Origin of the sequence: Pseudomonas syringae group sp. J254-4, assembly GCF_032586855.1 — a bacterium.
Classification (GTDB): Bacteria; Pseudomonadota; Gammaproteobacteria; order Pseudomonadales; family Pseudomonadaceae; genus Aquipseudomonas; species Aquipseudomonas amygdali.
On sequence record NZ_JAWHOO010000033.1, the window covers coordinates 1 to 12,796 of the forward strand.

The window sequence follows — 12,796 nt, forward strand, 5'->3', positions numbered from 1 at the left end:
GGTTCCTTCAGTTTTATGATGAAGCGCGGAGGTGGCTCAACCTGCGAAAAGAAACGAGTTGCTATGGACTTGCACCGGTTGTGTTCCGGTCTATCTCTCATTTTAAGCGGCTTTTTTCTCAAATGCCACCGGCGATTTCCAGCCGAGTGTTGAATGTCTTCGGCGTGGATTATAAAAGCCATTTATATATTCGAAGATTGCAATCTCAATATCTCGCCTTGTTTGCCAGTGTCTGCGCCAAATCAACTCAGCCTTTAATGATTTAAAGAAGCTTTCTACTGCGGAGTTATCAAAACAATTGCCTTTCCCGCTCATGGACGGCAGCAATTGATGTTTGAGCAGTAGCTTTTGATATTCATGAGCGCAATATTGGCTCCCACGGTCTGTGTGTTGAATACAACCCGGTGGTGGTTTGCGTAAAGCCAACGCCATATTCAGTGCCCTTAATGCAAGATCCTGCTTTAATCGATCACCTGTTGCCCAGCCAATCACGCGACGGGAATACAGGTCAAGGATAACAGCAAGATAGACCCATCCTTCTCTGGTCCAAACATAAGTGATATCGCCTGCCCATTTCTGGTTGGGTGCGCTTGCGCTAAAGTCTTGTTTTAATAGGTTCGGTGCAATGTTGAAGGTATGATGACTATCCGTTGTCCGTTTGAATTTACGCGTTCGAACAACTGTAATGTTATTCTGGCGCATCAAACGTCCAACCCGACGCTGCCCAACCTGCAGGCCCAGCGCTTTCAACTCTTCTGTCATACGCGGCCTACCATAGCTCCCCAAACACAACCGATGCTGCTCACGTATATGCGCTAGAAGTATAAGATCACGACGCTGGCGCAGTGATGGAGGACGGCGTTTCCATGCACGTAAACCACGATCTGTTACGCCCATCAAACGACATATGCGTGAACGTGAGAGAGAGCCACGGTAATCCGTAATAAACTGAAATCTCACAGCTTTTGTACTGCGAAAAATATTGCTGCCTTTTTTAATATCTCCCTCTCCTCCCGAAGGATACGGTTCTCTTTGCGTAAACGTTCATTCTCACGCAGAAGATCAGTGTCTTGGGTAGGAATTTTAGTTTCATCGGAAATTGATGCGATCCATTTCCCAAGCGTGGAAAGCCCAATACTTAAATCTGACGCAACTTGACGGCGTGTTAAGCCACTAGTGAGTGCTATGCGAACTGCATCACGCTTAAATTCATCACTATGCTTTAATGACATATATGGTCTCCTTGATAACAAATAATGCTCTCAAAAAGACCGGAACGAAACCGAGGCAAGTCCACTACGTAAGTCCGAGAACATGCTTTCCATGGTCTCTGAGCTCGCCTTTGGGACCGACATATCGGTAGAGAGTGACGCGCTCGATGCCGAGTTCCTTGCAGAGATCGGAAACTGAAGTATCGCGCTGGGCCATGGCGGCTTGCGCGAGACGCACCTGAGCTTTGGTGAGCGCGAATTTTCGTCCGCCCTTGCGACCGCGCGCTCTCGCGGAGGCGAGACCCGCCATGGTGCGCTCTCGGATCAGATCCCGCTCGAACTCGGCCAAGGTGGCGAAGATTCCGAACACCATGCGACCGGACGCAGTCGTGGTGTCGATCTGAGCGCCCTTTCCAGTCAGAACCCGCAGGCCGATCTTGCGGTCTGACAGCTCCTTCACCGTGTTGACCAGATGGGCAAGCGATCGTCCGAGGCGATCGAGCTTCCAGACCACCAGCACATCGCCGTCACGCAATGACTTGAGGCAGGCAGTCAAGCCAGGGCGATCATCACGACCGCCGGAAGCAAGATCATCATAGATATTGTCCCGTTCGACACCTGCGGCGCGCAAGGCGTCGTGCTGCAGGTCGAGAGACTGCGAGCCATCGGCTTTGGAGACGCGGGCATATCCGATCAGCATGTATCACAAACGTTGGTTTGAGGCGGCGCTTCGGCCACGATTGCATTGACCTCTGGAAATGTATCTCAACCAGCTTCATAAACAAAGCGTCTTGAACGCTATCAGATTTTGAAAAAGGAACATGTATGCCGCGTCGCGTCACTCTAACCGATCGGCAGAAAGACGCGCTGTTGCGCTTGCCGACTTCACAGACGGATTTGCTCAAGCACTATACGCTGAGTGATGAAGACCTTGGGCATATCAGGCTGCGTCGGCGCGCTCACAACAGGTTCGGCTTCGCCCTGCAATTGTGTGTCCTGCGCTATCCCGGCCGGGTGCTGGCTCCAGGCGAACTGATCCCTGCAGAGGTCATCGAATTTATCGGAGCGCAGCTTGGCCTGGGTGCCGACGATCTCGTAGACTATGCTGCCCGCGAGGAAACACGGCACGAGCATCTTGCCGAGTTACGGGGGCTCTACGGCTTCCGCACCTTCTCCGGACGTGGTGCGAGCGAGCTGAAGGAATGGTTGTTCCGAGAAGCCGAGATGGCGGTGTCGAACGAGGATATCGCCCGTCGCTTCGTAGCCGAGTGCCGACGCACCCGCACTGTCCTTCCCGCGACATCCACGATCGAGCGGCTTTGTGCCGCGGCTCTCGTCGATGCCGAGCGACGCATCGAGACGAGGATCGCCAGTCGGCTGCCTATGTCGATCCGAGAACAGTTGCTGGCATTGCTCGAGGAGACGGCTGATGATCGGGTGACCCGTTTTGTGTGGCTGCGCCAGTTCGAGCCTGGCTCGAACTCTTCGTCGGCCAACCGGCTGCTCGACCGGCTCGAATATCTGCAACGCATCGATCTCCCCGAGGATCTGCTTGCCGGCGTTCCTGCCCATCGGGTGACTCGTCTGCGCAGGCAGGGTGAACGGTATTATGCCGACGGCATGCGCGATCTCCCGGAGGACAGGCGGCTTGCGATCTTGGCTGTTTGCGTCTCGGAATGGCAGGCGATGTTGGCCGACGCAGTGGTCGAAACCCACGACCGGATCGTCGGCCGTCTCTACCGTGCTTCGGAGCGTATTTGCCATGCAAAGGTCGCAGACGAAGCGGGGGTGGTGCGTGACACCCTGAAATCCTTCGCCGAGATCGGGGGCGCCCTGGTCGATGCACAGGATGATGGCCAGCCGCTGGGCGATGTCATCGCGAGTGGGTCAGGGTGGGACGGCTTAAAAACCCTTGTTGCAATGGCAACCAGGCTGACCGCCACCATGGCCGACGATCCGCTCAATCATGTGCTCGACGGTTATCACCGCTTCCGCCGATACGCTCCACGCATGTTGCGCCTGCTCGATCTGCGAGCTGCGCCCGTTGCACTGCCGCTTCTGGAAGCGGTGACGGCCCTTCGTACCGGTTTGAACGATGCCGCGATGACCAGCTTCTTGCGGCCCAGCTCGAAATGGCATCGCCACCTTCGGGCCCAGAGGGCTGGCGACGCTCGCCTATGGGAGATCGCGGTGCTGTTCCATCTGCGCGATGCGTTCCGCTCCGGAGATGTCTGGCTTACTAGGTCCCGGCGCTATGGCGATCTGAAACACGCACTCGTTCCGGCACAATCCATCGCGGAAGGCGGTCGTCTCGCTGTGCCATTGCGGCCGGAGGAATGGCTGGCAGACCGGCAAGCTCGCCTCGACATGCGGTTGCGCGAGCTTGGCCGTGCCGCTCGCGCAGGCACGATCCCGGGCGGGTCGATTGAAAACGGCGTTCTGCATATCGAGAAACTCGAAGCCGCCGCGCCGACAGGCGCCGAAGATCTGGTGCTCGATCTCTACAAGCAGATCCCGCCCACGCGCATCACCGATCTCCTGCTGGAGGTGGATGCGGCGACCGGCTTCACCGAAGCGTTCACCCATCTGCGCACAGGAGCACCCTGCGCTGACCGGATCGGGCTAATGAACGTTATCTTGGCGGAAGGGATCAACCTCGGCTTGCGCAAAATGGCGGATGCGACAAACACCCACACCTTCTGGGAATTGATCCGCATTGGACGGTGGCATGTCGAGGGCGAAGCCTATGACCGGGCGCTGGCCATGGTGGTCGAGGCACAGGCAGCGTTACCCATGGCCCGGTTCTGGGGCATGGGCACGTCGGCTTCGAGCGACGGACAGTTCTTCGTCGCTACAGAGCAAGGTGAGGCCATGAACCTGGTCAACGCGAAATATGGCAATACCCCGGGCCTGAAAGCCTATAGCCACGTCTCCGACCAATATGCGCCGTTCGCAACCCAGGTGATTCCTGCAACGGCAAGCGAAGCGCCTTACATCCTCGATGGCCTGCTGATGAACGATGCTGGACGCCATATCCGCGAGCAGTTCACCGACACGGGCGGCTTCACCGATCACGTCTTTGCCGCATGTGCCATTCTCGGCTACCGGTTCGCTCCGCGCATCCGCGACCTGCCATCCAAACGGCTCTACGCGTTCAATCCGTCGGCCGCCCCGGCGCACCTGCGAGCGTTGATCGGCGGAAAGGTCAACCAAGCCATGATCGAGCGCAATTGGCCCGACATCCTGCGCATCGCCGCCACCATTGCTGCCGGGACCGTCGCGCCAAGCCAGATTCTGCGGAAACTCGCCTCCTATCCGCGGCAGAACGAGCTCGCGACAGCCCTGCGGGAAGTCGGTCGCGTCGAGCGCACCCTGTTCATGATCGACTGGATTCTGGATGCCGAACTCCAACGGCGTGCCCAGATCGGGCTCAACAAAGGCGAAGCTCATCATGCGCTGAAGCGGGCAATCAGCTTCCACCGCCGCGGTGAAATCCGCGACCGTTCCGCCGAAGGCCAGCATTACCGCATCGCCGGCATGAATCTGCTCGCCGCCATCATCATCTTCTGGAACACCATGAAGCTCGGCGAGGTCGTTGCAAACCAGAAACGCGATGGAAAGCTGCTATCGCCCGATCTCTTGGCCCATGTTTCGCCGCTCGGATGGGAACACATCAAACTCACCGGAGAATAACGCTGTCCAAACCCTTAGCGTAGGAATCCGCCCCCTCCCCCAAACGACCCCGGTCAGCACTTCCATGGTTGCGGGAGAATCGTTTTCATCTGCCCGGCCATCTGGGCGGCGTAGGAATGGGCCGATGTAGCCAGGCCACAGATCGAGCCTGCACTGGTCGAACAGTGCGACCCCGAACACTTCAGCGACCTGGTGGGGTGACGGTGCTTCATAATGGCTACACATAATGGCTCACGGGGGCATGTGGATGTACTAATGTGAGACACCGCCCTGCCCTGCCGTTCCATTCAATCGACTGGTTAGGGAAGCCAGCAGAATTCGGAAAAAAATCGTACGCTAAGCCGATTCGGTTGCGTGGCGCTATTCCTCACGCCTTATTTTGGGCGTGCCACAATAGTGGCTATCAGTCCCCGTCCCCATGGCTCTGGATTCGCCCTTGTCTGAACTGCTCAAATTCAAAGAAAACACGCTTGTGGCCCATCCTGGTGGCGGGTTTAGCTTTGGCACAATTCCAGACATGCCGAAATTTGGTTTGCCGGGAGGGAATGTGTATCTGCGCGTAGGTGTTCACCGCCGTGCAAACAGTGGTTTTGGTGTGATTCACGTTTGGGAGGCTCATCAACCGGACTTGCTCAAGCACGGTTGTGACACCATCGACGGTGTGGCCGCGCACATCGCCAAAATGATTGTTCCAGGAGCACAAATCTACTGTGAGTTCAAAGAGCAACGTGGCGGTAATCGCATTGCAGTGCTCAGGACGTCCACGGGAACACTCATCCTTGAGCCACGCCATGAGCGTGCTACGGGGTTTGGCTATTATGTTGTGACGTGGTATCCCCAACGTCGAGCGCACGGCACCTTGGTAGGTCAGATTCCGCGACCGCCGAAACCTGATCTTGTCGCACCTGAACCGGAGCCACTGCAGAAATGAAAAAGGCGCCCTATGGGCGCCTTTTCAGTGTTCTTGAGGAGTAGTCGCAGCGATTCTTTAGCTCCGAGTCTTACGACCTTGGGTTCAGAATCCGACCGGCTATGCCCGTCGTCACTACTTCAGAGAAACCAGCTTTCTCTGCTGCCAAGAATGCGGGGGGGCCTTTGCTGGTACCCAGTCCCGACGAATGCGCAGTTGCAGTCCTCAATTCCAAGGATATACAAGTTGACACTTGTGTCAACCAAATTTGATGAATGGCCTTGAGTTTACGGGACTTCCGGTGACCCCGGATGATGATTTTTGCCAACCTGACAGGCCGAATGCTTAGCGTACGATTTCTCCGTTTTCTCTGCCGGCCCCGTTACAGCCTAATGCCAAAAACGATTAAAGGTGCCTTAGGCACCCTCTTCCTATTATTCGTAGCCAAAGAGCTGGGCACCCTGTGCCCGGCCCATTTGAGAATGAGCAAACCAGTAATTATTATTTAATAATTACCAATTAATCCAGCGTGTAACCTTGCGCTTCCAGCGCATGCTTAACTATCGCACTGACCGTCCTGAGTGCTTTTCCGGAGCGCTTATTTTCGCGCACATCGTCCTCAATTTTCTCCAGTATGCCTGGGGGCAAGCTGATCGATACGGGAACTGGCTTCCGCTTATCCGGTGCCTTTGCCAACGGGGTAGAGTCATAAGGCTTGTCAGCTAGCTCTCGGGCCAGGCGTTCAGATGCTTCCTCGCTGACCTGCTCCCTCCTATTTGCAGTCTCACTCGCCTTTTTAATTGCCATGGAACACCTCTTTCAACAGACTCTTTATCTCGTTAGCAGCTTCACGGTTTTTCCCTTCTAAAACTGACATTCCCGAAGGAATCGAGTCTTTGTATGCTTTCCGATAGAAGCCGACTGAGTCCAAAGGCTTGATCTCAGGATACTCGGAAAGAAATTCCAGGAATTCGCGCCTCTCCGTGACACGAACTGCAGGGTTTGGGGAAGCCATAGATTGATAGGCATATGCCTGCAGGTTTGGGTTTAGATCTCGGCAGCGCAAGACTTGCTCTTGCAGCTCCCCAAGGGTGTCAAGATCGAGCTGGCTGCATTGGTTTGGAGCAATGATGATGTCTGCAACTACTGCTCCGGTGATCAATTCACGCGAGTTTCTACCAGCGACGTCGACAATCACATAATCAAATTTCTCGCTCAGTGTTCGCAGCGTAACCGTGATGTTGTCGCGTTTTTCAATCAGGGTGATCTTCGGTTCCAGTTGTGCCGCTTCACGCTCTGCGTACCATTTCGAGGCGCTGCGTTGCGCATCCGCGTCTACTAAACAGACATCGTAGCCTTCCATTGCCAACCCAATGGATACGTTTACGGCAGTGGTAGTTTTGCCTACGCCGCCTTTGTTCCCGCCAACCATCACGATTGTGCCCATGTGGGCCTCCTAAATTAATTCGCAATTAATAATTCGCAAATAACAATTAATAATCAGCTCTGTGGGGCTTCTAGTCAAGACCGATCCAGCGCAGATCGGTCCATTCCCCTTCTCAACGATCTAGAACGACCCGTCGCTTGGCTTTGATACCGTCGATGTCAGTCGTTATAAGGATCAACGTGCCGGTAAAGCTGTTACCTGTGTAGAAGCGGATCCACTCAGCTGCACGTGCTGCACTGGTGGTGAATTCGTTGATGATCGTAGTAACACCCTCGTCATCAATGACCGCTCCAGTAAGCGCATAAGAGGTCATATGCCATTCCCTTAGCCCAAGATTGGACGACACAGCACCCTGCGTATCCGAGCGGACACGCAGAGGCCATTCGCTGCAGCTAAAAACAGCTTTCAGGTGATAAGGGGATGCTTACGAAGGAACGACATGAGCGACTCGGCTATGCAGGGAGCTGCAACCTCACCGGCAAACTGTTTTATCCAATAGCGATATTTAGGGTCTGCAAGGTCACGTAACAGCAAAGGACGAGCTGTGATACATTTCATGTTGAGCATGATTTTCCACCAGGTTTATTGTGTTCACGCTGGGGGTGGTTGCACCCATCCCCAGCACCTTCTTTGACTACCTTCTCCTTCTATTAGCCCGTGAATGCCAAAATCGGCACGATGTCCTGCGGCACTCGGCCTGTGAGGATTAGAAAATTTCGCCAGATCTCGTAAGGCACGTCTTGGCTCCCCTCCTTGAACTTCCTAATTCGTCTGTCTGATGCGATGCGAAGCAATCCCGCCAGCTTTTTATCCGTCGCATACGCGTCGAAATGGTCCTGAAAGTGCCGGAAATAGGACCTGACTATTTCAGCGTGAGGTGCTTCCCATCCTTCGTGCTTACGCAACAGGTGAGTACGCGGAAACAGGGCCTCGTCCAGATCCTTTGGACCAGGAATGCTTGGCGCGTGCAGGTTTGCTTCGAGCTGCTTTATCGCCTCGCGAGTAGCCATCTCGAAAATCAATCTCTGCTGTTCAGGGATACCAGGTAGCTCAATCTTCATTGTCATCCCATTAATTAATAAATCATAATTATTAATTGCTAATTAATAAAACACATTGAGGAACGTAAAGACTGGGGCCTTGCGGCCCCTTCTTCACCGTGGTGACAGTTCGATACGCTGAACGTCTGAAACACGGATGTTGACCAGGCTCAGCGTCCCTGTTGCCAACCTTTCCCAGTAGCCTTGCTGATGCACATGCATCAACGCGTAGAAAAGGTAGTCAGGTAGAACGATGTCTGTTCGGTTCACCAGGACACCTATGTGTTCAGGATTGAACACTCGCCCTGGTGCGCCGCATCGTTCTGCTGAACCCCGACGAATTATCCAAAAATGAGCCTCTGGAAAATTCGTCCGGATAGTCGCTACATCTGAAAGTCTCATCTCGTTCCTCGTAGGTGGCAACGACTAGCCCCCTCAGGTTCGAGTGGCTCTCTGCGTGCCACCAACAAAGACATAATAGGCCCAGATGGGCCTAAAAACAAGAATTATTAATTACTAATTCATAATTAATATTTAAGGCAGCACGAGCGCTGGGAATTGATCACTTAGCCTTTACGACCCAGAAGTGATTTGATTTCCAGCATCCATCACTTAATCTGCCTGAGCTGTGCCAAGCAACAGGTAAAAAAGCTCGGAAGAGCTGACAATGGAGAAGTCGATAGTGTCGAAGAAATTCATAACCACGTGGTTTTACGCATCTAAGCACTCAGAAACTCAAGACGTTGGTATTTTCAGAACCAAATTCAGGAAAATCTACGATGATCGCTCTGTGGATTTCGATGAGTTTTCACAGCGCCTTGAAGAGGCATATAACAATTTTGATGAGAGAGGCTATGACGTGGTCAACGTCGTTCCAGTGGCCATGGGCTCGTCGGAGAACTGCAATCAGTCCAATGGAACTTATGTTGGAGACGTTGGCTTCTCGCTGACGCGAGGCGCAGTAATTGTTGGAAAACGCAGAGATTAAGCTAGCAATTAAACCTCTGGAATTTCAGGGTAGCCGAGGGTTTTCCTTGTCTGACCTGGGGATCCTGGCACTTGATCAGTTAGCCTTTACAACCCACAGCTGATCAAGTCGCGTCGTGTAGCTCTGGCTCATCAGCTCACGGCGCATCCCCCAATCCGGAACGACTGGTACTGATCCTGTACGCAGCGTCCCGCGTCCCCACTTGCCGTTGATCATGTCCAAAGTAGCCATCAGTCGATCTGAACTCGCCGGCTGATTGATGGTGAACAGATCGTCAGTGAATTCGCCTGGCTGGCAGATATCCATCAGCAAGACTTCTGCTTTGCTGTACCTGAAGCCTGGTCGAAAAATCCGCGAAACCGCCTCTGTCGCGAACTGGGTCATCACCCTCACATCGTTGGTGGGGTAGGGCAGCTGGACCAGAGCGCCGTTTGCATACTTGGCTTCGTCAGGATTGAACATGCCGGTGCGAATGCTCACCCGGATCTTTTTACACACCGATCCCTGGGCGCGTAATTTTTCAGAGGCACGCATCATGTAGGTGGCCACCGCCTCTTTGATCGGCCCCAGCTCGGTCAACCGCTTACCAAACATTCTGCTGCAGCAGATCTCCTGACGTGGTGGTTCGACTTCGTCCAGCTCCAGGCACGCGGTGCCCGCCAGCTCGCGTGCCGTTTTCTCGATCACAACACTGAATGTTTTGCGCAGCATCCAAGGATCGGCCATGGCCAAGTCCTTAGCCGACCGGATCTGCATGCCCTCCAGGTGCGTTTTCATCTTTCGACCTATGCCCCAGACCTCTCCGACAGAAGTATTGCGCAGCACCCAATCGCGTTTTACAGGGTCACAGATGTCAACGACCCCGCCGGTGTGCGCCTGAAGACGCTTTGCCGTGTGGTTGGCCAGCTTGGCCAGTGTCTTAGTCGGTGCAATCCCCACACCCACGGGAATGCCGGTACAGCGGTAGACCTTGGATCGAATCGATCTTCCTAACTCGGTCAAATTGCCAGGCATACCGGTCAGGTCTGCGAACGCCTCATCAATGCTGTAAACCTCAACGGCAGGTACCATGGATTCTATGATGGCCATCACGCGCTGACTCAGGTCGCCATAGAGCCCAAAATTACTACTGAACGCCTGGATGCCGTGCTGACGCAGTAAGTCCTTGATCTGAAAATAAGGCGCACCCATTTTCACATACGGTTTTGCATCGTAGCTGCGGGCAATGACACAACCATCATTTGAGCTAAGAACCACTATGGGAACCTTGGCCAGGTCCGGTCGAAACACCCGCTCACAGCTGGCATAAAACGAGTTGCAATCGACCAGGCCAAACACCGGCGTTGGCTTGTTACTCAAAGCTCGTGACGCCATGTCTCACCACGCCCCATATCGACAGTTCTTCGCCTTCCAGGATATGCCGAGGCGGATAGGCGGGGTTGGCTGACTTCAGCACGACATGGTCACCCTGCAGGATGAGGATTTTGCACAGCGGCTCGTTGTTCACGGCAGCAATGACAATGCTTCCACTGGACGGTTTTCTGGATCGATCCACGACAACGAGGCTGTCATGAAAAATCTTTGCACCCTCCATGCTGTCGCCATCGATCTTGGCCACATAGATGTGAGGCGCACGTAAATCCATCAACCGGTCGAATGAAAAGTCCTGCTCGATGTGGTCCGCAGCAGGATTAGGAAAACCGGCAGGGATTTTGAAAGTGTAGAAGGGTATGACCTTTCCGGACCCGCACAACCGACCGAGTATTTTGACGTTCATGAAGCGAACCTGGCTGGGAACAGAGTTAACTGTATGGGCGTACAGTTAACGACTCACAGCCTCAACACGTCAACTCAAGCCGACCAGCAGCACAGAAAGCCATCGCTGCACGCACTGAATTCATACGCGCACTCCCCATCATGAACCATCCTCATGTTCTTTTTTTAAGGGCTCTCCGGCTTGCGGCCCCTTCGTGACCGCAGATATCTGATGTACACCGGATTGCACACCCGAGGCGCGGCCATCAGCAGGCTGACCAACGAGGGCCTGAACGGGTGGGGTAGCGGGTGAACGATCTTGCCGAAGTGGTACGGGCACAGCCTTACGGCTGGCCCTGAGAACGCTCACAGTGGCCGGTTGCAAAACTTCGGTAAGGATGTGCGTGTAGCTGGCCACCGTTCTCACCGAAACGCCGGCGAGTGTCGCAATGGCAGAACGTACCAATGCCTTGCCCTGGTCTTGAAGCTGCCTGCACGCGGCACGGATCTTCGATTCTGTGGCTTTGTGCCGCAGCTCATTGGTGCGCTTCGCAGCCAGGCTCTGCCGCTCGGTAAGCGACAAGCTGCCATCGAGCTGCATTGCGCCTCGATGGCAACGACGATCACCGGTGTACCGATCCCACGTCCAGCGACCTACGGATTTGACCGTGGCGCGTATCGAAGACAGCGGCAGGTTTTCCGAAAAGCCCTGTTTTTGAAAGCTGTTGTGGTTGTACGCATACGCATCGAGCGAGCGCATGAAAGACTCAAACGACCCCAGCTCGCGCTCGCGATTGACGATGCTGTACGCAAAATAACGCAGCTGCTCGAATAGGATGCAGTGCCGCGAATGGCTGACCTGGTCAAGTTTGGGACCAGTGGCCCATGGCTTGACGGTCAGCTCTACCGCGCTCGCCAGTTCGCCCAGTTCATAGACGTGGCTGTGGAATTCAGTCGTCTCCCACCAGGGGTGACCAGGTGTTTTGGCCACAGGGCCACCGTGGTAGTCCACGTCCGCGTCGAGGCGAGCGGCAAACGCGGCATAGATCGCTTTCATGTACTGAATCGGCTTGGCTCGGGCGTTCTCGGTGGTGCACACGGACGGCACGGCATAGAACAATTGGGAATGGCCGCTTTTTCGGTTACGCACCATCAGGTTCGGCGCGGGCAACCCGGCATCGTCCCAGGCCAGGGCATTGGCGTGGTCCAGGTCGAACACCAGCCAGGACACCATGCCGGGGCGATTGACCTGCATATAGGGATAACGAAGCGCGTACTCACGAGGGCGAACGCGGGTCGCGGTTTTGTCATCGCTGCATCGCGCCATGTACGGCGCTTCCAGCAATAACCGATTGAGCGCGGTGCCGTCTTCGAAAAACCGCGCTGGCGGAAGGTGAGTGCTGCTGGCCAGCGGATCGGCGTTGGCCATGAGTGAGGTCGCGAGGGAAAGGCTGAGCGCATTGTCGTGGTTCATGCTTCACCGCCTTGGCCAGCAGGTTGGCCAACGGCGTGAAAGTGTTTGACACAAAGGGTCAACCGGGGGGGCAGGGTGCGGTCATCGAGAACGCACAGCCGCTGAAGAATCTTTTCCATAAGTCCACCGTTCAGCGGTGAACTGATGGCTTCACTTTTGACGACTTGCACAAAGCCGCAGTGAACGCCATAATCAGCTCACGTTATGTGTGTTGGACAGGCCTCCTTCTCTCGAAAAAAGCAAGGCCTGTTCAAGTTTTTCCAAAAAGCCCCGCCGGC

General features: G+C 54.8%; 13 protein-coding genes and 1 pseudogene. 3 read left to right on the top strand and 11 right to left on the bottom strand.

From position 1 onward, the window contains the following. Positions 1 to 102 precede the first annotated feature (102 nt). Both RYB09_RS25675 and RYB09_RS25680 read right to left on the bottom strand, forming a co-directional pair. Positions 103 to 1,232, bottom strand: a protein-coding gene (locus RYB09_RS25675) for an IS3-like element IS1133 family transposase (RefSeq protein WP_085959879.1) whose coding sequence is annotated in 2 segments (ribosomal slippage) — positions 103 to 986 and positions 986 to 1,232 — 1,131 coding nt in all. Because the reading frame shifts where the segments join, the coding sequence is not laid out codon by codon here. A gap of 64 nt (positions 1,233 to 1,296) precedes the next feature. Then, the gene (locus RYB09_RS25680) at positions 1,297 to 1,911 is read right to left on the bottom strand and encodes a recombinase family protein (protein WP_000904906.1); all 615 of its coding nucleotides are present in this window, start codon (positions 1,909 to 1,911) and stop codon (positions 1,297 to 1,299) included. Positions 1,912 to 2,036: 125 nt separating this feature from the next. Between RYB09_RS25680 and RYB09_RS25685 the strand changes: the two genes are divergently transcribed. Then, the gene (locus RYB09_RS25685) at positions 2,037 to 4,904 is read left to right on the top strand and encodes a Tn3 family transposase (RefSeq protein WP_316890785.1); all 2,868 of its coding nucleotides are present in this window, start codon (positions 2,037 to 2,039) and stop codon (positions 4,902 to 4,904) included. A gap of 48 nt (positions 4,905 to 4,952) precedes the next feature. On the opposite strand, the pseudogene RYB09_RS25690 reads toward RYB09_RS25685, so the two are convergent. Further along, positions 4,953 to 5,129 (bottom strand): annotated as a pseudogene (locus RYB09_RS25690) (SOS response-associated peptidase); the annotation flags it as partial. 211 nt (positions 5,130 to 5,340) lie between these two features. Between RYB09_RS25690 and RYB09_RS25695 the strand changes: the two are divergent. Next, positions 5,341 to 5,835 carry a hypothetical protein gene (locus RYB09_RS25695; protein ID WP_050512781.1) on the top strand — a complete coding sequence of 165 codons (495 nt, stop codon included), beginning with the start codon at positions 5,341 to 5,343 and terminating at the stop codon, positions 5,833 to 5,835. A gap of 498 nt (positions 5,836 to 6,333) precedes the next feature. Here RYB09_RS25695 and RYB09_RS25700 read toward each other — a convergent pair whose 3' ends face one another. The 5 genes from RYB09_RS25700 to RYB09_RS25720 form a co-directional block, all read right to left on the bottom strand. Further along, positions 6,334 to 6,621, bottom strand: a complete 288-nt coding sequence (locus RYB09_RS25700; protein ID WP_005782528.1) for a hypothetical protein — start codon at positions 6,619 to 6,621, stop codon at positions 6,334 to 6,336. Beyond that, positions 6,611 to 7,261 (bottom strand): AAA family ATPase, encoded by a 651-nt coding sequence (locus RYB09_RS25705; protein ID WP_003348583.1) that lies wholly within the window; start codon positions 7,259 to 7,261, stop codon positions 6,611 to 6,613. The genes RYB09_RS25700 and RYB09_RS25705 overlap by 11 nt, the downstream gene beginning before the upstream one ends. A gap of 112 nt (positions 7,262 to 7,373) precedes the next feature. After that, positions 7,374 to 7,574 (bottom strand): hypothetical protein, encoded by a 201-nt coding sequence (locus RYB09_RS25710; RefSeq protein ID WP_003348581.1) that lies wholly within the window; start codon positions 7,572 to 7,574, stop codon positions 7,374 to 7,376. 337 nt (positions 7,575 to 7,911) lie between these two features. Continuing rightward, positions 7,912 to 8,322: a hypothetical protein gene (locus RYB09_RS25715; protein ID WP_005782529.1), complete on the bottom strand. Its 411-nt coding sequence runs from the start codon at positions 8,320 to 8,322 to the stop codon at positions 7,912 to 7,914. A 93-nt stretch (positions 8,323 to 8,415) separates the two neighbouring features. After that, positions 8,416 to 8,703, bottom strand: a complete 288-nt coding sequence (locus tag RYB09_RS25720; RefSeq protein WP_080034378.1) for a hypothetical protein — start codon at positions 8,701 to 8,703, stop codon at positions 8,416 to 8,418. Positions 8,704 to 8,968: 265 nt separating this feature from the next. On the opposite strand from RYB09_RS25720, the gene RYB09_RS25725 reads away from it, so the two are divergent. Continuing rightward, the gene (locus RYB09_RS25725; RefSeq protein WP_005782530.1) at positions 8,969 to 9,289 is read left to right on the top strand and encodes a hypothetical protein; all 321 of its coding nucleotides are present in this window, start codon (positions 8,969 to 8,971) and stop codon (positions 9,287 to 9,289) included. Between the two features lie 75 nt (positions 9,290 to 9,364). Here the strand turns inward: RYB09_RS25725 and RYB09_RS25730 are convergent, their stop codons facing one another. The 3 genes from RYB09_RS25730 to RYB09_RS25740 form a co-directional block, all read right to left on the bottom strand. Next, the gene (locus tag RYB09_RS25730; protein WP_010199916.1) at positions 9,365 to 10,648 is read right to left on the bottom strand and encodes a Y-family DNA polymerase; all 1,284 of its coding nucleotides are present in this window, start codon (positions 10,646 to 10,648) and stop codon (positions 9,365 to 9,367) included. Next, positions 10,641 to 11,066, bottom strand: coding sequence for a LexA family protein (locus tag RYB09_RS25735; RefSeq protein WP_005782533.1), 426 nt, complete (start codon positions 11,064 to 11,066; stop codon positions 10,641 to 10,643). The genes RYB09_RS25730 and RYB09_RS25735 overlap by 8 nt, the downstream gene beginning before the upstream one ends. A 138-nt stretch (positions 11,067 to 11,204) precedes the next feature. Beyond that, a complete protein-coding gene (locus RYB09_RS25740) occupies positions 11,205 to 12,518 on the bottom strand; it encodes a replication initiation protein (RefSeq protein ID WP_005782534.1) in 1,314 nt (437 codons plus the stop codon). Positions 12,519 to 12,796 lie beyond the last annotated feature (278 nt).